General features: G+C 37.1%; 15 protein-coding genes. 13 read left to right on the forward strand and 2 right to left on the reverse strand.

Annotation, left to right across the window (positions count from 1 at the left end; translation table 11 throughout):
• Positions 1–134: 134 nt before the first annotated feature.
• From IGJ03_RS02440 to IGJ03_RS02485, 10 genes are all read left to right on the forward strand, one after another.
• Positions 135–518 carry an LPXTG cell wall anchor domain-containing protein gene (locus tag IGJ03_RS02440; protein ID WP_375804759.1) on the forward strand — a complete coding sequence of 128 codons (384 nt, stop codon included), beginning with the start codon at positions 135–137 and terminating at the stop codon, positions 516–518.
• Positions 518–1,249: a WxL domain-containing protein gene (locus tag IGJ03_RS02445; RefSeq protein ID WP_104859601.1), complete on the forward strand. Its 732-nt coding sequence runs from the start codon at positions 518–520 to the stop codon at positions 1,247–1,249. Before IGJ03_RS02440 ends, IGJ03_RS02445 begins: the two co-directional genes overlap by 1 nt.
• Positions 1,250–1,265: 16 nt before the next feature.
• Positions 1,266–2,045, forward strand: coding sequence for a WxL domain-containing protein (locus tag IGJ03_RS02450; RefSeq protein ID WP_104859602.1), 780 nt, complete (start codon positions 1,266–1,268; stop codon positions 2,043–2,045).
• A gap of 19 nt (positions 2,046–2,064) precedes the next feature.
• The gene (locus tag IGJ03_RS02455; RefSeq protein ID WP_375804760.1) at positions 2,065–4,164 is read left to right on the forward strand and encodes a lectin-like domain-containing protein; all 2,100 of its coding nucleotides are present in this window, start codon (positions 2,065–2,067) and stop codon (positions 4,162–4,164) included.
• 22 nt (positions 4,165–4,186) lie between these two features.
• Entirely contained in the window at positions 4,187–4,927 is a 741-nt protein-coding gene (locus IGJ03_RS02460; protein ID WP_002375974.1) for a WxL domain-containing protein, read from the forward strand.
• Between the two features lie 75 nt (positions 4,928–5,002).
• A complete protein-coding gene (locus IGJ03_RS02465; protein ID WP_002361272.1) occupies positions 5,003–6,097 on the forward strand; it encodes a DUF916 and DUF3324 domain-containing protein in 1,095 nt (364 codons plus the stop codon).
• 201 nt (positions 6,098–6,298) lie between these two features.
• The gene (locus IGJ03_RS02470) at positions 6,299–6,748 is read left to right on the forward strand and encodes a hypothetical protein (protein WP_002407355.1); all 450 of its coding nucleotides are present in this window, start codon (positions 6,299–6,301) and stop codon (positions 6,746–6,748) included.
• 3 nt (positions 6,749–6,751) lie between these two features.
• On the forward strand, positions 6,752–8,200 hold the full coding sequence (locus IGJ03_RS02475) for a helix-turn-helix domain-containing protein (protein WP_375804761.1): 1,449 nt from the start codon (positions 6,752–6,754) through the stop codon (positions 8,198–8,200).
• 109 nt (positions 8,201–8,309) lie between these two features.
• On the forward strand, positions 8,310–10,214 hold the full coding sequence (locus IGJ03_RS02480) for a heavy metal translocating P-type ATPase (RefSeq protein WP_010777423.1): 1,905 nt from the start codon (positions 8,310–8,312) through the stop codon (positions 10,212–10,214).
• A 35-nt stretch (positions 10,215–10,249) separates the two neighbouring features.
• Positions 10,250–10,969: an MgtC/SapB family protein gene (locus tag IGJ03_RS02485; RefSeq protein WP_002361276.1), complete on the forward strand. Its 720-nt coding sequence runs from the start codon at positions 10,250–10,252 to the stop codon at positions 10,967–10,969.
• Between the two features lie 47 nt (positions 10,970–11,016).
• Here IGJ03_RS02485 and IGJ03_RS02490 read toward each other — a convergent pair whose 3' ends face one another.
• Together IGJ03_RS02490 and IGJ03_RS02495 are read right to left on the reverse strand one after the other, a co-directional pair.
• Entirely contained in the window at positions 11,017–11,754 is a 738-nt protein-coding gene (locus tag IGJ03_RS02490) for an amino acid ABC transporter ATP-binding protein (RefSeq protein ID WP_002355616.1), read from the reverse strand.
• 1 nt (position 11,755) lies between these two features.
• On the reverse strand, positions 11,756–13,924 hold the full coding sequence (locus IGJ03_RS02495) for an amino acid ABC transporter substrate-binding protein/permease (protein ID WP_002355617.1): 2,169 nt from the start codon (positions 13,922–13,924) through the stop codon (positions 11,756–11,758).
• Between the two features lie 278 nt (positions 13,925–14,202).
• Between IGJ03_RS02495 and uvrB the strand changes: the two genes are divergently transcribed.
• From uvrB to IGJ03_RS02510, 3 genes are all read left to right on the forward strand, one after another.
• Complete coding sequence (uvrB, locus tag IGJ03_RS02500; protein ID WP_002355618.1) at positions 14,203–16,200, forward strand: excinuclease ABC subunit UvrB; 1,998 nt, start codon at positions 14,203–14,205, stop codon at positions 16,198–16,200.
• 117 nt (positions 16,201–16,317) lie between these two features.
• A complete protein-coding gene (gene uvrA, locus IGJ03_RS02505) occupies positions 16,318–19,137 on the forward strand; it encodes an excinuclease ABC subunit UvrA (protein WP_202574085.1) in 2,820 nt (939 codons plus the stop codon).
• A 171-nt stretch (positions 19,138–19,308) separates the two neighbouring features.
• Complete coding sequence (locus tag IGJ03_RS02510) at positions 19,309–20,103, forward strand: YusW family protein (protein WP_002398108.1); 795 nt, start codon at positions 19,309–19,311, stop codon at positions 20,101–20,103.
• The last annotated feature ends 56 nt before the right edge of the window (positions 20,104–20,159 follow it).

A 20,159-nucleotide genomic window follows, 5' to 3' on the forward strand; every position in this document is an offset into this window, starting at 1 on the left:
GAAGTTTTTTTGTTTATTTTTTTGTCTTTAAAAGTGTTGATTTTAAAGCTTTCTTAGCTAAAACCATTTTATTTTTTAAAAGCGTCTGAAAAAAATAAAAAAATCTAATAAATATTTCTTTTATATAATGTTTATTGGCTGGGCCAGTCAATGTTGAAAATGGGGAAGGAGGAATTCAGATGAAAATCATAAAAAGGTTTAGTTTGGTATGTTTAGGGCTATTGATCATTGGGTTGCAAACAAAAAGCGTTATGGCTGAAGAAAATAATTATGAATCAAATGGTCAAGCGAGCTTCTATGGTACCTACGTTTATGAGAATGAAAAAGAGTCAAATGACGTAGCGTATACCCAACAATCAGAAGAACAGGGAAGAAACAATTTAGCTGCTTCTGGACAAGCAGTTTTACCTAAAACAGGCGAGTCTGAAAATCCGCTGTATTCCTTGATAGGAGTTAGTTTGTTGGGGATAGTCATTTATTTAATTAATAAAATGAAACGAGAGAAGGAGTTTAATTAATGAAAAAAACTGTTTTACTTACATCGGCAACCATACTTTTAGGCGTAGGGTTTCAAGCAATAAACGCATCAGCAGCAGAAACTTTTCCGAAAGAATACAATACAGAAGGCACAATTACTTTTGAAGCAGGTGATAATGAAATCACACCGCCTGTTGATCCAGAAAATCCCGATCCTACTGATCCAGTAGACCCAATTGATCCTCCAGGGCCAGGAACGGGTGGTGCCTTATCAATTGATTATGGGTCAAAATTTAAATTTGGTGCACAAAAGATTTCTACGGCAGATCAAACGTATTATGCTGCGCCAGATGAAATGAAAGATGGTTCAAAAAAACCAACCTATGTACAAGTAACTGATAAAAGAGGAACGTTAGCAGGATGGAAACTAACGCTTTCCCAACCTGAACAATTTAAAACAGCTACTGGAGAAGAACTAGTCGGCGCTCAATTGACGTTTACAAAGGCAGAAGCTGCTTCAATGGTGGATGAAAAATATAAACCTACTGAAGTCAGTAGTACTATTTCCTTAACACCTGGTGTAAATAATAATCTAGCGATGAACGCTAAAAAAGAAACAGGTGTTGGGACTTGGGTTTATCGCTTTGGTTCAAATGAAGCAACAAATAAAGAAGCTGTCCAACTATTCGTTCCCGGAAAATCTGTAAAGCTTGCACAACAATATTCAACGAAGTTAGTTTGGGCATTAGAAGATACTCCCGCTAATAATTAAATAAAGGAGAAAAGCAATGAAAAAACAATTCACAGGAATCGTTCTATGCAGTACATTTGCAGTTGCTGGTTGGTCCTTACAAGCGAAGGCAGAAGAGCCAAAAGAGTATCGTTCGAATGGTTTAATAGAATTTATTCCGAACGTAGATCCGACAGAGCCAGTTGATCCAGAAAATCCCGATCCAGAAAAGCCAGTCAAACCAATTGATCCGACAGACCCAGAAGGTCCCAATCCTGGTACCCAAGGACCGCTGTCTATTGATTATGCTTCAAGTTTTGACTTTGGGAAAAATCGTATTTCGAATAAAGACCAAGTATATTTTGCAAGAGCACAGCAATATCAAGAAAATCAAAAAGAAACACCAAATTTTGTGCAAATTTCTGATAATAGAGGAACCAATAGTGGTTGGTCTTTAACGGTTACGCAAAAGGAGCAATTTAAAGCAACAAAGGCTACTTTAAATAGTCAGTTGACAGGTGCGCAAATTTCTTTAGCTAACCCGAACGTTAATAGTAATGCGCAAAATGTTGTGAAACCAGAGGCAACAAATAAGATTGCCCTTGTTCCAGGAACCGCATCGCTAGTGGTAGCTGCGAAGCAAGGAACCGGTGCAGGAACTTGGGCTACTTATTGGGGCAAAGTAGAAGTGGTTGCAGAACGCGATGAAACCAATACGGTACACAATGTTAATGTTACAAAAGATGTTGCGCTATCAGTACCAGGGTCAACCCCTAAAGATGCCGTGAAATATCAAACAAAATTATTGTGGACGTTGACGGATGTACCAGGAATTTAAAAAGTAGAGGTGAAGAGAGATGCGAAACAAACAAAGCCTAGTCTTTTTGGCAAGTAGTTTATTCTTACTAATCCTTGCGCCTATTACTAGCGAAGCGATTAGTAATCCTTCGACAAATATCAACGAAGTCAATCGGGAAATAGTGGAGGAATCGGCCAATGATCAGGCAACTAGCGCTCCTTCTCACTCGGAAACATTAGAGCAAGAACCTTCCCTAGAAACGACAACAACAACCGATAATCATCCAGCAGAAACAGACCAATCAACGGCTACTTTAGAACCTAGCAAACAACAAAAGGATGACGATAACAGTGCAACGGAATCGGTGATAGTTGAACCACAGCCGCGCATGTTGGCTGCGCCATACGCTACTTCATTGCCGGATGATCCTAATATCATTCCAATCGACAAGGTATTTCAAGAACCAATTGGAAATGCAACAAGTATTTTAGAAGGTGGGAAGTTATTACAACTAAACCCAGCTGTTAAATCACAAAAAGGAGCTATTTGGTCAAAAAAACCAATCAGTTTATTGTCGGATTTTACCTTTAAAAGTTATTTGTATTTAGGAAACGAGTATGCAAATGCTGGTGATGGTATGACCTTTACCTTAACGAATGATCCTAGAATGTCCACAACGCCTCAAGAAGTCATTGGTTCACCTGGGATGGGAATCGGTGCATACTCCACGAAAGCTGGTCAACCTTATGTTAGAAATGCCTTATCGATTGAGTTTGATACCTATAAAAATACTGGTAGTTCCAACCGAATGGACCGAGAAATTTCACAAGATAAGGGAAATGGACATTTAGCTTTTGTCACTCCGAAAGCTAATAACAACAGCTATACAGGGGAGCATTCAGGCGTCACCGTTGCGCCAACCTATCTATCTAATGGAACCTGGCGCATGTTGACTGTTCATTGGAATGCCGCAACCAAAGCATTAACATATGATTTAGAAGGTGTGGGCACGAATACGTATGTAGTTTCAGATTTAAATGCACAATTTGGCGCAACAACGGTTTATTGGGGCTTTACATCCTCTACAGGTGGCAAATACCAAGAGAATGCTTTAGCAATGACACAAATTCCTACCAACGTTACGTCACAAGCAGCCCTTAGCGTGAATGGTCAGGAGTTTAGCTCAGCTGTTGAAGCAGTGAAAAATGATCAGGTGAGACTACGGAATACGTTGAATATTGACAATGACTTTATCGTAGATCGTCAACCGCAAGTAAGCATTGACTTACCTGATGAATTAGCATATGAAGAAAATTCATTAACGATTGATGGTAAAAAGGTAGCAGCCAAAGATCTGACACAAACGGGGAATCACTTAACAATTGCTTTAAATGACTACCTAGTTTTAAAGAAGGACATGATTATTGAATTAAAAACAAACCTTCAAGATAATACGCCCGAAAAAGTTTTAACTATGAACTTTGACTATTATGAAGAAGGAACCTTACTGCAAAAGTCAAATAATGTAACGATTACTATTCCTAAACCAACAGAAAAAACAGTAACCGTTTTTTATAAAGACGCGGAAGGTAAAGATATTGCTCCACCTAAAAGTGTAACAGGGAAAATTGGTGCACCCTATCAAGAAAAACCCCTAGATATTTCTGGCTATGTTTTTACAAAAGACTCAGGCAATGCGGAAGGAACAATGACAGAGGAAACAAAAGATATTTATTTTTACTATCGTTTAGGGGAACTATATTTTAAAGAGGCGCCAAAACAGATTACTTTTGGTACGGAAAAGATACGTAATCAACCACTAATTAAACTTGGGCATCCCACCGAAGGACTCAAAGTCGTGGATGAACGTAACGCAAATAATTGGCGCCTGCAACTAAAGCAAACGCAACCGTTAACAAATGATTCAATTGTAATGCCAGATGTTTTTTCTTTCGTTTCAACTGCTGGAAGCTCTCAGATTACAAATGAGGCAATTACGCTTTTAGAAAGTAATCAGAAAGGTGAAACAGATTTAACAGCATTACTTGATGAATCAAAACAACAAGGAATTCAAATCAATGTTCCTGTAGCTTATCAAAGAGTTGGAACATTTAAAGCTCGTTTATCTTGGGCGTTAGAAGACGTACCAGGAAATTAAAGAAAAGAATGGAGAAAAGAAAATGAAAAAAGTAACAACAGTATGTTTATCCACATTTATTTTAGGGAGCTTAGGCATGACTTCTCAAGCCTTTGCAGAAGATGGCGGTAGTTATACATCTAATGGTATCGTAGAATTTACACCAAGTGAAGATCCAACTAATCCGGTTGACCCAACGGATCCAACTAATCCAGTTGATCCTATTGATCCAACAGATCCTGAAGGTCCTAATCCAGGAACAAACGGTCCGTTGTCAATTGATTATGCGTCAAGTCTAGACTTCGGTGTTCAAAAAATCACGTCGAAGGATCAGACTTATTTTGCTGCTACCCAAAAATACAAGACGGTAGGCGCAACCGATGAAGTCAAAGAAGGTCCTAACTATGTCCAAGTAACAGATAACCGTGGAACCGAAGCTGGCTGGTCATTAAAAGTGAAACAAGAAGGACAATTTAAATCAACTTCTGGTAAAGAATTGACTGGGGCAGCTATCACGTTTAAAAACGGAAATGTAGTGACTGCTTCAGATTCAGGCAAACCAACAGGCCCAGCCACAATCACGCTAAATTCAGATGGTAGTCAATCAGATGTAATGAGTGCAGCGAAAGGAAACGGTGCAGGAACTTATTTATTTGATTGGGGAACCGATGCAACTACAGCTGCTAAAAGTATTGAGTTAACTGTTCCAGGTTCTACAACCAAATACGCTGAAAAATACGCCACAAAATTAACATGGACGTTGACAGACGCTCCAGGAAATTAAACGAGTTTTAAAAAGAAGAATAGCGGGGAACATAGTTACCTGCTATTCACTACATATAGAAAAGGAGTAAATAATTTGAACAGAAAAAAACAACGATTTCTTTTTTTTCCGATACTACTAATTCTTTTAGCGTTAGTACCTAGCAATGGTTTTGCCAGTGAATTTAATTTTGCGGTTACGCCTATTCCATCAGAAAAACAAGTAGATAAAGAAAAAACTTACTTTGATTTATTACTAGCACCAAATGAAGAAACTGAGTTGAAAGTGAACTTGCGCAATGATACAGATAAAGAAGTAAAGGTAGGTATTTCCATCAATAGTGCCATTACCAATTCAAATGTAATCGTGGAGTATGGTGAAAATAAGGGGAAAAAAGATCAAAGTTTAGCGTTTGATATAAAAGACTACGTTCAATACCCTAGCTCAGTTCGTTTAAAACCGAAAAGTGAACAAACGGTTTCTATTAACGTCAAAATGCCTAATACACCCTTTGATGGAGTGTTAGCTAGTGGTATCACTTTTAAAGAAGAAACGTCGGATGAAGGCAAACGTCAAGACGATAAGAGTCAGGGGTTATCCATTAAAAATGAATATTCGTATGTCGTTGCATTATTGATGCAACAAAACAAAAAAAAGGTTGAGCCGAATTTACTTTTGAAAAAAGTCTCACCAGGACAGATTAATGCTAGAAATGTGATTTTAGTCAATCTACAAAATGATCAAAAAACATATATTAACCAAGTTGCCTTTTCGGCAGAGATTACCAAAAAGGGACATGAAGAAGTTTTATATAAAGAGGAAAAAGCAAACATGCAAATTGCGCCAAATACCAATTTTTCTGTTCCTATTGCGCTAAAAGGGCAACCACTTAAGCCAGGAGATTATCATTTGTCTATGACCGTTGTTGGGAATAAAGATGCTGCAGGCTCATTTAAAAAATCAATAAACAATGAATCGATATCTTTTAGAAATCAATGGCAATTTGAAAAAGACTTTACAATTAATGGTGAAGTTGCCAAAGAATTAAATGAAAAAGATGTCACCTTAAAAGAAAATCATTCGAATTTATATTTGATGATTGGCTTACTACTATTATTGATAGTGATTTTAATCATTGCCTGGTTGATTTGGCGAAAAAAGAAACAGGAAAAAAACGAAAGAGAAATATAAAGAGTAGTTAATTTTTGATTTGATTATCGGCAACGTTTTTGTTTGTTTTTACTTATCAAACATGCAGTTTATTCAACAAACCTAACTCAAAAAAAGAAATAATAAGAAGGAGTATTGTTAAATATCGTCTGATACCACTTTACTAGTTATATTTTTTGTTTTGTTATGTAGCTAAAGTATTTGGCAATATATGTGAGAAAAATGGATAAATACAAACATTTACTATTATGGAGTACATTGTTACTCTCGTTTTTTCAAGTAACCACTGTGCAAGCAGCAGAAGAACGGAATCCAATTTATAATCCGACCAATCCAACAGAAGAAATTTATCCGATTGAGAATACTGGCACACCAGAAAAAATGGAAGAAACAAATGAAAGTACTATTACTAGCGAAACGCAAGCGGAAGAAAGTAGCGAAGACGTTAGTAAAAAAGAAGTGATAACAAATAATCCAAAAACAAATGAAGAAAGGCCTTCTTCCAAGAAAAGTCAGCATCAAGTATTTTTCACGGATGAATTATTTGATGCTAGCCATATCACCATTGTACCAAATAGCACAGGCGGTGCTGGAACGGAGGGGCAAAACACTTTTTACTTGAATTTCATACGGGAATTAGTAGGAACGGCTATTTATGGGAGAAAGAACTGATAAATGATGAATTATGAAATTTTTTTAAATAAAGAAGATCAACGAAGTTATTCCTTGCTAAGGCATTTAGAAGAAAGTCCCACGCTATCAGGTACTTTTATTGCACTTCGCGAAGAATTATCAATGTCGAATTTTTTAGTCAAAAAAACATTAGAAAAATTAAAAGCAGATATTGACAATCTAAAGTTAAGCGACAGCTTAACTTTAGTCGTTTCTGATGTAGATGTTACACTTGAAATTGATGGAAACTATTCAAGTAAACTTTTGCTCACGAAATACTTAACAGAATCGCTCTCTTTTAAATTAGTGTTGTCTTACTTTAGAGGAAATTATAGTTTGACAAAGTTTGCTGAATGTAATCATGTCAGCACCTCTGTGGCGTATAGTACCTTACAGCGGCTAAAAAAAGCCTTAAAGGAGTATCAGATCTATTTTAGTAAGCGGGAAATTGTCGGCAATCAAAAAGCAATTTCATTTTTTTTGTATAAATTGTTCACGCTTTCCAATCAACCGATTTCCGAATTATATTCGGTAAAAGTCTATAATGAAGCGAAACGTGTATTACAGTCTGTTGAGTTAAACTATACTTTCACCACCTATGAGCGACGCAATTTTTTCCATTATTTAGCTATTATGATTAACAACGAAGGACGTGCGGTGGAAGGGATCGATACGCGTGCACTGAATACATTTTCAGAGGAACTAATAAAAAAATCGCAAGTGGCATGGGCATTGGCCTCAAAATCATTAACGTATACGATTGTTTTTTTCTTGTATTTGCATGGCAAACTAGAGAAAAAATATGTTATTCACGAAGATTCTACGATTGAAAGCCTAACTCGTGTTTTCATTGGAAGTTTTGAAAAAGCATTTAATTGTTTAGAGGAGTCAACAAGGAATACTCTAGAAGAAGGGTTAGCAATTATTCATTTCAATGTTATTTACTTTCCGATTAATATGTTTGACGATTTTGAAATGGATTTACAGTTTTTTAAGCAAACATATCCGGAATTTTATTTTTATTTAATTGAATATATTCGTTGGTTAACAGCAAAACATAAAAAAATTGCGAAAGCCAATCACTGTTTGTTTTTTAACTATCTATTGTTGCTAATTAATCATGTTCCGGTTCATTTAATTGCAGAGCCAGCCAAGGTCCTAATTGATTTTTCTTATGGAAAAGAGTATAACCAATTCATCAAAAAAAATTTATCCGTCTATGTGAATTTAAATGTAGAAATTATTGACCCGTTATCAGATACCTTACCAGATGTGGTGATTACCAATTTAAATAACTTGTATCAAGAAGAAAAGAGTAAAGTTATGGTTTGGCTGGATCCACCTCGTTCGATTGATTGGGTCAATTTAACGCAATCATTATTGACTATTCAAGAAGAAAAATATCAACATCAAAAAGAATCGACAAAGACAAGCGGTGATCCTATCGAATAGAATCATCGCTTGTCTTTGTGTTTAAGTCTTTACAAAACCACCCAAGTGTTTTATAATATGAATATACATTCATATGAATAGAAAAACATTAATGAGGAGGCGCATAACAATGTCAAAACAAACAGGTGCACACACACATGAAGAAAAAGGTAAAAACGTTCCAGTTATTCTCTTTTTTACAGGATTGGCTCTTTTCTTTATCGGTTTATTTTTAGGGAACATGCTCTTAGTGAAAAATATTCTTTTCTCATTAGCTGCTATTTTAGCTGGTTATCATATTATTGGGGAAGGCTTTGGAGATACGTATCGGGATACGAAAAACAATCGAAAGTTTTCGCCTAATATTCATTTGTTAATGACCTTAGCTGCAGTTGGTTCAGCATTAATGGGAAGTTTTGAAGAATCAGCATTGTTGATTTTGATTTTTGCGGCGGCGCATTTCCTTGAAGATTATGCTCAAGGCAAAAGCCAACGTGAAATTACAAAACTATTAAATTTAAATCCAACAGAAGCTCGCTTGATAACAGATGACGGCTCAATTCAAACTGTGTCAGTTGAACAATTGAAGATTGGTGACCGCGTGCAAGTCCTCAATGGTGCGCAAATCCCGACAGATGGCGTCGTGATTGAAGGAAGTACCGCTGTGGATGAATCATCTATTAATGGGGAAAGTATTCCCAAAGAAAAAAATAGTGGTGACCCAGTTTTTGGTAGTACCATGAACGGTTCAGGCACAATTGTTGTTGAAGTAACGAAAGATAGTTCAGAAACAGTTTTTGCAAAAATCGTACAGCTCGTGAACCAATCACAAGAAAATCAATCAGAAATTGCAAGCAAAATTAAACGATTTGAACCGAAATATGTCACACTAGTTTTAGCAGTTTTTCCACTAATTGTTTTAGGTGGCGCATTGCTTTTCCAATTGACTTGGGCTGAAAGTTTTTACAGAGGCTTGGTCTTCTTAATTGCTGCCTCCCCTTGTGCTTTAGCAGCGAGTGCCGTTCCGGCAACTTTATCAGGAATTTCCAATTTAGCAAAACAAGGCGTTTTGTTTAAAGGTGGCTCATTCTTATCAAATTTAGCTGAAGTGAAAGCACTCGCTTTTGATAAAACAGGCACGCTAACAAAAGGCAAACCTGAGGTCACAGATTATCTTTTTGTTGATGGCTTAGAAGATCGCCAAGACGAATTAGTAGCTGTTTTAACAAATATGGAGAAAAAATCCAATCATCCATTGGCGACGGCGATTGTTAATCGCTTTGAAGCAGAAACAACGGCTTTAAATTTAGAAGTAGAAAATATTGTCGGGGTGGGTTTAGTAACGACCATTGCAGACACAACTTTTAGAATTGGTAAACCATCTAGTTTCGAACAAGTGCCAACAATCATTGAGAAACAAACAACGAAATTAGCAAGTGAAGGCAAAACGGTAGTGTACTTTGCCGAAAATGAACAAGTGATTGGTTTGGTGGCATTGATGGATGTTCCTAATGAAGAAGCAATGAACGCCATTCACTATTTCAAGTCACAAAATATTGAAACAACAATGATTACAGGAGATGCCAAACTTACGGGTGAAGCAGTTGGTCGCTTAGTAGGCGTGGACCAAGTTTTTGCTAATGTTTTGCCTGAGGAAAAATCAGCGATTGTTGATCAATTAAAACACGAAGTAGGAATGACTGGGATGGTTGGTGATGGCATTAACGATGCGCCCGCTTTAGTGAATGCTGATATCGGAGTGGCGATGGGTGATGGTACAGACATTGCTATCGATGTTGCAGACGTGGTAGTGATGAAAAATGATCTTTCTAAATTAGGCTATGCTCATCGTGTCTCAAAACGCTTGAATAAAATTGTGCAGCAAAATATTATTTTTTCAATGTTAGTGGTAGCAACGTTAATTATCTTGAACTTTTTAGGTATTGCGAATATCGCATTTAGCGTACTTATTCATGAAGGAAGTACCTTAGTGGTCATTTTTAATGGCTTGCGTTTATTAGTTAATACAAAATAAGTCAAATAGTCACTTGCAAGAAAGGAGAGAAAGCGATGAATTCTTTAAAAATGATTGAACTTTCTCTCACCGACGTTGTCATTCGGATGGCTCTAGCCGTGGTTTTTGGAGCATTGATTGGGTTAGAAAGAAGTATTAAAAGAAAAGGCTTCGGTATCAGTAGTAATGCCATTTTATGTTTGGCCTCCTGTACGATTTCCATTTTACAGATTCAATCGGTGGATATTTTAGTCGATGTGGTGAAACAAAATAGCGCCTTGGCATCCATTATTTCTATGGATATTACACGATATGGCGCCCAAGTGATTAGTGGTGTAGGCTTTCTCGGTGCGGGGATTATCGTTTTTAGAGAAAGGAAAGTTTCTGGGTTAACGACAGCAGTAATGATGTGGAATGTTACTATTATTGGTTTAGTCATTGGGATGGGCTTTTTAACCATTGCATTTATCAATCTCGTGGCAACTTTGCTAGTATTAGCTCTGGCCCATTTTAAACGAAAAACTCCTTTAAAACGATTGCAGCTTATCGTAAAAATGAAGGAACCCATGATTAAAGAAAGCCGACTGCATGAACAACTTCAAGCTTCTTTAGAAAAAGGGGAGCGCTTAGTAGAATTGACTTTGGAATCCGAACAAGAGGCAGTGACAGCAAAGATTTCTTATGTAGGCAAAGAAGATTTCTGGCATTCCAACTTGCACCATCTCTTAAAAGAAAAAGGGCACGTTCAATCTGTCTCTGTCACAGAAACAATTTAACCATAAAATAAAGCACTTGGGCGCTAGCGCGCGCCAAGTGCTTTTGTTTAAATATTTAATACTTTATCTAAGAAATCTTTTGTTCGAGGGTTTTGAGGATTTTCAAAGACTTGCTCTGGCGAACCATCTTCTAGGAAGTTACCGCCATCAATGAACATTACTCGATTAGCCACTTCTTTTGCAAAGCCCATTTCGTGAGTAACGATGACCATTGTCATTCCTTGTTTTGCTAAATCTTTCATTACACCAAGAACATCGCCAACCATTTCTGGATCAAGGGCTGATGTTGGCTCATCGAAAAGCATAATATCAGGATTCATCGCTAACGCACGTGCAATTGCGACACGTTGTTTTTGACCACCAGATAAAGAATCTGGATAGGCATCTTTTTTATCTGCCAACCCAACACGTTCTAAAAGTTCTAACGCTTTTTTCTCCGCTTCGTCTTTTGATAAGCGACCTAAATCGGTTGGTGCTAAAACAATATTTTCTAAAATAGATAAATGTGGAAACAAATTGAAATGTTGGAAAACCATGCCGATATGTTGACGGACTTGGTTGATGTCCGTATTTTTATCTGTCAAGTTCGCACCATCAATAATAATGTCTCCGCTAGAAGCTTCTTCTAATTGATTCAAGCAACGTAAAAAAGTACTTTTACCAGAACCAGAAGGACCGATGACGCAGACTACGTCGCCTTCGTTAATAGAAACATTAATGTCGTTTAAAACCGTGTTGTCACCATATTTTTTTACTAAATGTTCAACTAAGATTTTTTCAGTCATATTAGTTCACCTTCTTTTCAAGGTTTTTCGCTAATTTAGTTAAGCTAGTAATTAAAATTAAGTAGATTAACGCAATAACGAAGTAAACCATTGTACTTTGTAATGTCCGAGCAACAATAATTTTTCCTGTTTGTAGTAGTTCGATTAAGCCAATTGCTGAAAGGATAGTTGTATCTTTCAATGAAATAACAAATTGGTTAATGAATGAAGGAATCATAATGCGAATCGCTTGTGGTAAAATAATTTTTTGCATTGTCCGATTATAGGAAAGACCTAAACTTCTTGAAGCTTCCATTTGGCCAACTGGAACAGCTTTGATTCCGCCGCGCACAATTTCAGAAATATAGGCACTGGCATTTAAAGTTAATGTGATAATCCCAGCAATGAAGACCGGGATATTAAAGCCAAGCACACCAGGTAATCCGAAATAGATGAAGAACGCTAAGACCATTAAAGGAATTCCGCGAATTAAATCAACATAAATGGTTGAAAGTACACGTAATGCTTTGATTGGTGAAACGCTGAATAATCCAAAAATAACGCCGACAATTAAAGCAAGTACGAAGGAAATTAACGTTAATAGAATCGTCATCCATAAACCGTGTAACAATTGTTTCCAGTTGTTTTGCATAAAGCCAACAAATGTAGATTCGTCAGCTGTTTCTTCTTTGGCTTCGTTGCCATCTTTCACGTAAGTGCCGATAATTTTATCGTATTCACCTGTACGTTTCATTTCTTTTAAGCCTTCGTTAAACATTTCAAGTAGTTCAGGATTTTGCCCTTTTTTGACAGCAAAACCGTAAGAACCACCTTTTTCACGAGGAATTGGTGTCGCTAGTGGTTGATTTTGCGCAACCCCGTAGCCAATGACAGGATAATCATCCATCATGGCATCAACTTCGCCAATTTCTAACGCACTGTATAATGCATCAGTTGTGTCTAAATACTTAATTGAGTAATCATATTTCTTTTTATTTTTTTCTAAGAAATCAGCACTTTCAGTACCAATTTTTACGCCGACTTTTTTGCCTTTTAAATCATCATACGATTTAATTTTGTCATTGCCTTTTTTGACCGCAATTTGAATACCGCTATCAAAGTAAGGAACAGAGAAGTCGAAGGCTTTTTTACGATCATCCGTAATCGTCATGCCTGCAACCATCCCGTCTGCTTGACCAGATTCAACAGCTTGGACAGCAGAACTAAAACCAATAAATTTAAATTCAACAGTAAAACCTTGCAATTCAGCTGCACGTTTGACTAAATCTACATCAATTCCGACATAATCGCCTTGGGCATTTTGAAACTCAAACGGAGCAAACGTAGAATCACTAGCAATCACATATTTCTCTTTTTTAGGAGTGATTTTTTTCATCTGTTCGCCAGCGTCTTGTGTGTTTGTTTCATCACCTGTCGCTAAGTAGTTGTTTAAAATTTTATCATAAGTACCATTGTCTTTAAGATTTTTCAAACCAGCATTGAACTTTTTGATTAACTCAGGGTTTTGGCCTTTTTTCACTGCGAAACCATAAGAACTGCCTGTTTCTTTATCGCCAACTAATTGTAATTTTTGACCATTTTTAACTGCGTAGCCCAATACAGGATAATCATCAACGATTGCATCCGCTTCACCGTTTTCTAAGGCTTTATAAAGACCCGTTGCATCGTCAAAATTTTTGATGGTGTAGTCATATTTCTCTTTATTTTTTTCAAGGAAATTGGCACTTTCAGTTCCAACTTTAGCCGCAACCGTTTTGCCTTTTAAATCATCATATGATTTAATTTTGTCGTTTCCTTTTTTAACCGCTAATTGTAAACCGCTATCGAAGTATGGATCTGAAAAATCAAAGGATTTTTTTCGCTCATCCGTAATACTCATTCCAGCAATCATGCCATCAATTTGTTTAGATTGAATCGCTTGGACTGCACTATCGAAGCCTAATGGTTTTAAATCCACTTCAAAACCTTGATCTTTGGCAATCGCATCTAATAAATCAACGTCAATACCAATGTATTTTCCTTTTGAGTCTTGGAATTCAAAAGGGGCGAATGTTAAATCCGTTCCAATTGTATATTTCTTTCCTTCTGCATGTGCTGAAGTGCCACTAATGAATGTTAGCAGAGTTACCATCATCACAAAGAAAGAAAGTAAAAAGTGTTTCCTTTTCATAAAATACCTCCTAGTTTTGCATATTGAACAATTATATAGTAAGAAATAGGAAGCTGACAAGTATTTGAACGCTAAAAAGAGAAAAAAACTCTAATTTTCTTACATTACATGTTATAAAATGTGACATAGAAATTAAGAACAAAAGATTAAGATCAGTTGAAGTCCGAAACAGCAAAAGTGGCGAAAATATGTTCGGTATGTTAAACTAATAAGTGGACATTCTGCCAGAATGGGCCGATAATTTAAGAGAAATTAGACACTTTGAGGGGGAGTTATAAATGATCGAAAGAGAAACTTCCAATACCTTTCATTTGGCTTCTAAATATGAGCCTGCCGGAGATCAGCCAGCCGCTATTGCTGAACTAGTTGACGGTGTCAAAGGTGGAGAAAAAGCTCAAATTTTACTTGGAGCGACCGGAACAGGTAAAACATTTACAATCTCTAATGTGATTCAAGAAGTGAACAAACCAACATTAGTGATTGCACATAATAAAACACTAGCTGGACAATTATACGGGGAATTTAAAGAATTTTTCCCAGATAATGCGGTCGAGTATTTTGTCAGTTACTATGATTATTATCAACCAGAAGCATATGTACCCTCAAGTGATACATATATTGAAAAAGATTCCAGTATTAATGATGAAATTGATAAACTACGCCATTCAGCGACAAGTTCTTTATTGGAACGAAACGATGTCATCGTGGTAGCATCAGTTTCTTGTATTTTTGGTTTAGGGGATCCGCGGGAATACAGTCAACAAGTTGTTTCATTACGTGTGGGAATGGAAATGGATCGTAATGAGTTACTAAAAAGCTTAGTCGATATTCAATTCGAACGAAATGATATTGATTTTCAACGGGGGCGTTTTCGTGTCCGCGGTGATGTGGTTGAGATATTCCCAGCTTCACGGGATGAGCATGCGCTACGTGTTGAATTTTTCGGAGACGAAATTGATCGAATTCGTGAAGTAGATGCGTTAACTGGTGAAATTGTCGGCGAAACAGAGCATGTCGCTATTTTTCCGGCAACACACTTTGTGACGAACGAAGAACATATGGAACATGCCATATCGCAGATCCAAGAAGAATTAGAGGCACGTTTGAAAGTGCTTCGCAGTGAAAACAAATTATTGGAAGCTCAACGTTTGGAACAGCGAACTAACTATGATATTGAGATGATGAGAGAGATGGGCTATACGTCAGGGATTGAGAATTACTCTCGACATATGGATGGTCGTCAAGAAGGAGAGCCGCCATATACGCTGTTGGACTTTTTCCCAGATGACTTCTTACTTGTAATCGATGAGTCTCATGTAACAATGCCGCAAATTAGAGGAATGTATAATGGCGACCGAGCACGGAAACAAATGTTAGTGGACTATGGTTTCCGTTTACCAAGTGCACTTGATAACCGACCGCTTCGTTTAGAAGAATTTGAACAACATGTAAACCAAATTGTTTATGTATCGGCAACACCAGGCCCTTATGAAATGGAACAAACAGAGACTGTTGTTCAACAAATCATTCGACCAACAGGTTTACTAGATCCAGAAGTAGAAATCCGCCCAATTATGGGTCAAATTGATGACTTGGTGGGCGAAATTCATGAACGGATCGAAAAAGATCAGCGGGTGTTTGTCACAACCTTAACGAAGAAAATGGCCGAAGATTTAACCGACTATTTCAAAGAATTAGGCTTAAAAGTTAAATATTTGCATAGTGATATAAAAACACTGGAAAGAACGGAGATTATTCGCGATTTACGATTAGGTGAATTTGATATTCTAATAGGTATTAACTTATTACGTGAAGGAATCGATGTGCCAGAAGTTTCCTTAATTGCGATTCTAGATGCGGATAAAGAAGGCTTCTTACGTAGTGAACGCTCATTAGTGCAAACGATGGGACGGGCTGCCCGGAACGCCGAAGGAAAAGTCATTATGTATGCAGATAAAATCACCGATTCGATGCAACGAGCTATGGATGAAACGGCACGACGTCGGGCAATCCAAGAAGCATATAATGAAGAACATGGTATTGAACCAAAAACAATTATTAAAGAAATTCGTGATTTGATTTCTATTTCCAAAACAGCTGATAAAGATGAAACCGTGGTTCAATTGGATAAATCATATGAAGATTTATCAAGACAAGAAAAAGCTGATTTATTAATGAAACTTGAAAGAGAAATGAAAGATGCGGCCAAAGCGTTAGACTTCGAAACTGCAGCCACATTACGAGATACCATTCTTGAATTGAAAGCTGCCAAATAAGTCAACCAACGGATTAAGTAAAAGATACGATGAACCATCGTATCTTTTACTAATCTTTTCTCTATAGAATGACTTGAAATGATTTGACGTAAGAGATTTAGTAAAAGGAGAACATATATGGCAAATGATAAAATTGTGATTCATGGTGCACGCGCCCATAACTTAAAAAATATTGATGTCACGATTCCTCGTGACAAAATGGTTGTTGTAACTGGACTATCTGGTTCTGGCAAAAGTTCATTAGCATTTGATACGCTTTACGCAGAAGGCCAACGACGTTATGTAGAGAGTCTCTCTGCTTATGCGCGACAATTTTTGGGACAGATGGATAAACCAGATGTTGACAGCATCGATGGTTTAAGTCCAGCTATTTCAATTGATCAAAAGACGACAAGTAAAAACCCGCGCTCAACGGTGGGGACGGTCACAGAAATCAATGATTATTTACGATTGTTATTTGCTCGGGTAGGTCATCCAATTTGTCCTAACGATCATATTGAAATTACCAGTCAGTCTGTTGAACAGATGGTTGATAAAGTTTTAGAGCTACCAGAGCGAACAAAAATTCAAATTTTGGCGCCTGTTGTGGTCAAGAAAAAAGGCCAACATAAAAAAGTGTTTGAAATGATCCAACGTGAAGGGTATGTCAGAATGCGGGTGGATGGTGAAACTTATGATGTTAGTGAGGCACCAGAACTTGAAAAAAATAAAAAACATGATATTGCGATTGTGATTGACCGTATCGTTGTGAAAGAAGGCATTCGCTCTCGGTTGTTTGATTCGTTTGAAGCGGCTTTGCGTTTAGCTGAAGGTTACGCAATTGTTGATGTGATTGGTCAAGAAGAGATGTTGTTTAGTGAACATTATGCTTGTCCTTATTGTGGGTTCACAGTCGGTGAATTGGAACCGCGCTTGTTTTCATTTAATGCACCATTTGGCGCTTGTCCCGATTGTGATGGTTTAGGTGTTAAATTAGAAGTGGACAAAGACTTAGTGATTCCAGATCCCACTAAAACCTTGAGAGAAGGAGCCATTGTTCCGTGGAACCCTATTAGTTCCCAATATTATCCACAAATGTTGGAGCAAGCAGCCACCAGTTTTGGGATTGATATGGATACGCCGTTTGAAGAATTACCTGCAGACCAACAAGAAATTATTTTAAATGGTTCTGGCGAGAAAAACTTTCATTTTCATTATGAAAATGACTTTGGTGGTGTTCGTGATGTGGAAGTGCCATTTGAAGGGATTTTAAAAAATATTAAACGACGTTATCATGAAACAAATAGCGATTTTACACGAGATCAAATGCGGTTATACATGACAGAATTGACTTGTCGAAGCTGTCAAGGGTATCGTTTGAATCCGCAAGCTTTAGCTGTAAAAATCAATGGCACGCACATTGGTGAAGTCAGTGAATTAGCAATAAAAAATGCGGTCCAATTTTTTGAAGGTGTGTCTTTATCTGAACAAGAAACAACGATTGCTCGGCCAATTTTAAAAGAAGTCGAAGATCGGTTAACCTTCTTAAAAAATGTCGGGTTAGATTACTTAACCTTAAGTCGAGCTGCTGGTACACTTTCTGGTGGAGAAGCACAAAGAATTCGCTTAGCAACACAAATTGGCTCAAACTTATCAGGCGTCCTTTACATTTTAGATGAACCATCAATTGGTTTGCATCAACGAGATAATGACCGCTTGATTGACTCATTGAAAAAAATGCGGGACTTAGGCAATACATTAATTGTGGTGGAACACGATGAAGATACAATGATGGCTTCGGATTACTTGATTGATGTGGGACCTGGCGCTGGACATCTGGGCGGTGAAATTGTAGCCGCTGGTACGCCGGAAGAGGTTGCTAAAAATCCGCATTCATTGACCGGACAATATCTTTCTGGGAAAAAAGTGATTCCTGTACCAAAAGAACGTCGCAAAGGTAATGGCAAAGCGATCAAAGTCACTGGTGCCAGTGAAAATAATTTAAAAAATGTCAGTGTTGAATTTCCGCTCGGTGAATTTGTTGCTGTCACAGGTGTTTCAGGTTCAGGGAAAAGTACTTTAGTCAATCAAATTTTGAAAAAAGCACTGGCCCAAAAATTAAATCGTAATTCCAATAAACCTGGGAAACACAAAAGTATCACTGGTTATGAAGCCATTGAAAAGATTGTTGACATTGATCAAAGTCCGATTGGTCGAACACCAAGAAGTAATCCAGCGACTTATACTAGTGTTTTTGATGACATTCGCGATTTGTTTGCCCAAACAAATGAAGCCAAGGTTCGTGGTTATAAAAAAGGCCGCTTTAGTTTTAACGTCAAAGGTGGCCGTTGTGAAGCTTGTCGCGGGGATGGTATCATCAAAATTGAAATGCACTTTTTACCTGATGTCTATGTGCCTTGCGAAGTTTGTCATGGCAAACGTTATAATTCTGAGACGTTAGAAGTTCATTATAAAGGCAAAAACATTTCTGATATTTTAGATATGACGGTGGAAGATGCCGTAGAATTTTTCAAACATATCCCTAAAATTCATCGTAAATTGCAAACAATTGTGGATGTAGGCTTAGGCTATGTGACATTGGGGCAGCCAGCAACTACTTTATCTGGTGGAGAAGCACAGCGGATGAAGCTAGCGAGTGAACTTCATAAAAATTCTAATGGGAAAAACTTTTATATTCTGGATGAACCAACAACAGGCTTGCATACCGATGATATTGCGCGGTTGCTTCTAGTATTAGAGCGTTTAGTGGAAACGGGCAATACCGTTTTAGTGATTGAACATAACTTGGATGTCATCAAATCTGCGGATCATGTGATTGATCTAGGGCCAGAAGGTGGCGACGGTGGTGGGACAATCGTGGCGACAGGAACACCAGAAGAAGTTGCTAAAGTCAAAGACAGTTACACAGGATATTATTTAAAACGTGTTCTGAAATAAACATTAATGATTAGATAAAGAATCTTGTTTTTATGGGAAACAAGGTTCTTTTATTATAAAATAACAAATATTTTTTAACGAAAATTAAAAATAAATGTTGACTTAATGTGTAATTAAAAGATATACTATGTTTGTTAACAAAATAACAATGAACACGAAGGGAAGTCTTAAATGAAAAACAAAAAAATAACAACAGGTTTATTAACAGCAGGAATGGTCTTAGCTATCGGAATCACACCTTTTGTACATAGTAACACAATGGAAGCAGCGACCTTAATTTCACAATCAGACCATGAAAAAGTAATGGGCTTTACCAAGAAAGACTTAAAAGAAGCAACGGGCATTCAATTGGAGCCGGCGACAGTACAAGCCGTTCATCAGGAATTAAAGCAACAAATCACCTGGGAAACATTAGGCTATTCCACAATTGATGCGCAAAATATTGCGACACGTTTTACACAAAATACATATCAGGCTCTGGGGATTTTAACAGATATCGCCAACCATTCAGACCTTCAATTGAAAGTCATTACCATTAATAATCCCTATCTAGCAACAGCTAAAATTGGTACCTTTAAGTGGGAAACTGTAACTCCTGAAGTTGGTGGGGACCATGAAACAGCAGACAATGAACTAACCACACCGACACCAACTGTTGCCAGTCTTCAAGAGATTGATGTAGAAATCGAATACGACGAAAATGAAATTGAGTTCACCTATGAAATAAAATCGAACGGAACAATTGAAGCAACGTATGAAGATGAATCTGCTGATTTAGAATTAGAAGGTAAGGCAGCACAAGACAAAATCATGACTCTTTTAGATGGATTGTCAATCAAAACAGCTACAAATGAACAAATTAAAGAACACATTACGAAAAAGTTAGCCGTGAATGAACAAGTAAAACAATTTGAGTTTGAAGCTAATTTTACTGATAAAACAGAAATTGAGTTTGTATTAAAATAACACAGAGTTATATAGTATAATTCAGCAATTAAAACAGCATTGACAAAAATGTCAAT

Origin of the sequence: Enterococcus sp. DIV1315a (genome assembly GCF_051712325.1) — a bacterium.
Taxonomy (GTDB): Bacteria; Bacillota; Bacilli; order Lactobacillales; family Enterococcaceae; genus Enterococcus; species Enterococcus faecalis.

Bases quoted from the DNA above. Each gene is read 5' to 3' on its own strand.
- IGJ03_RS02445 (WP_104859601.1), top strand. From the start codon at position 518: ATGAAAAAAACTGTTTTACTTACATCGGCAACCATACTTTTAGGCGTA.
- IGJ03_RS02455 (WP_375804760.1), top strand. From the start codon at position 2,065: ATGCGAAACAAACAAAGCCTAGTCTTTTTGGCAAGTAGTTTATTCTTA.
- IGJ03_RS02470 (WP_002407355.1), top strand. From the start codon at position 6,299: ATGGATAAATACAAACATTTACTATTATGGAGTACATTGTTACTCTCG.
- IGJ03_RS02480 (WP_010777423.1), top strand. From the start codon at position 8,310: ATGTCAAAACAAACAGGTGCACACACACATGAAGAAAAAGGTAAAAAC.
- IGJ03_RS02510 (WP_002398108.1), top strand. From the start codon at position 19,309: ATGAAAAACAAAAAAATAACAACAGGTTTATTAACAGCAGGAATGGTC.
- uvrB (WP_002355618.1), top strand. From the start codon at position 14,203: ATGATCGAAAGAGAAACTTCCAATACCTTTCATTTGGCTTCTAAATAT.
- IGJ03_RS02475 (WP_375804761.1), top strand. From the start codon at position 6,752: ATGATGAATTATGAAATTTTTTTAAATAAAGAAGATCAACGAAGTTAT.
- IGJ03_RS02460 (WP_002375974.1), top strand. From the start codon at position 4,187: ATGAAAAAAGTAACAACAGTATGTTTATCCACATTTATTTTAGGGAGC.
- IGJ03_RS02490 (WP_002355616.1), bottom strand. From the start codon at position 11,754: ATGACTGAAAAAATCTTAGTTGAACATTTAGTAAAAAAATATGGTGAC.
- IGJ03_RS02485 (WP_002361276.1), top strand. From the start codon at position 10,250: ATGAATTCTTTAAAAATGATTGAACTTTCTCTCACCGACGTTGTCATT.
- IGJ03_RS02450 (WP_104859602.1), top strand. From the start codon at position 1,266: ATGAAAAAACAATTCACAGGAATCGTTCTATGCAGTACATTTGCAGTT.
- IGJ03_RS02495 (WP_002355617.1), bottom strand. From the start codon at position 13,924: ATGAAAAGGAAACACTTTTTACTTTCTTTCTTTGTGATGATGGTAACT.
- uvrA (WP_202574085.1), top strand. From the start codon at position 16,318: ATGGCAAATGATAAAATTGTGATTCATGGTGCACGCGCCCATAACTTA.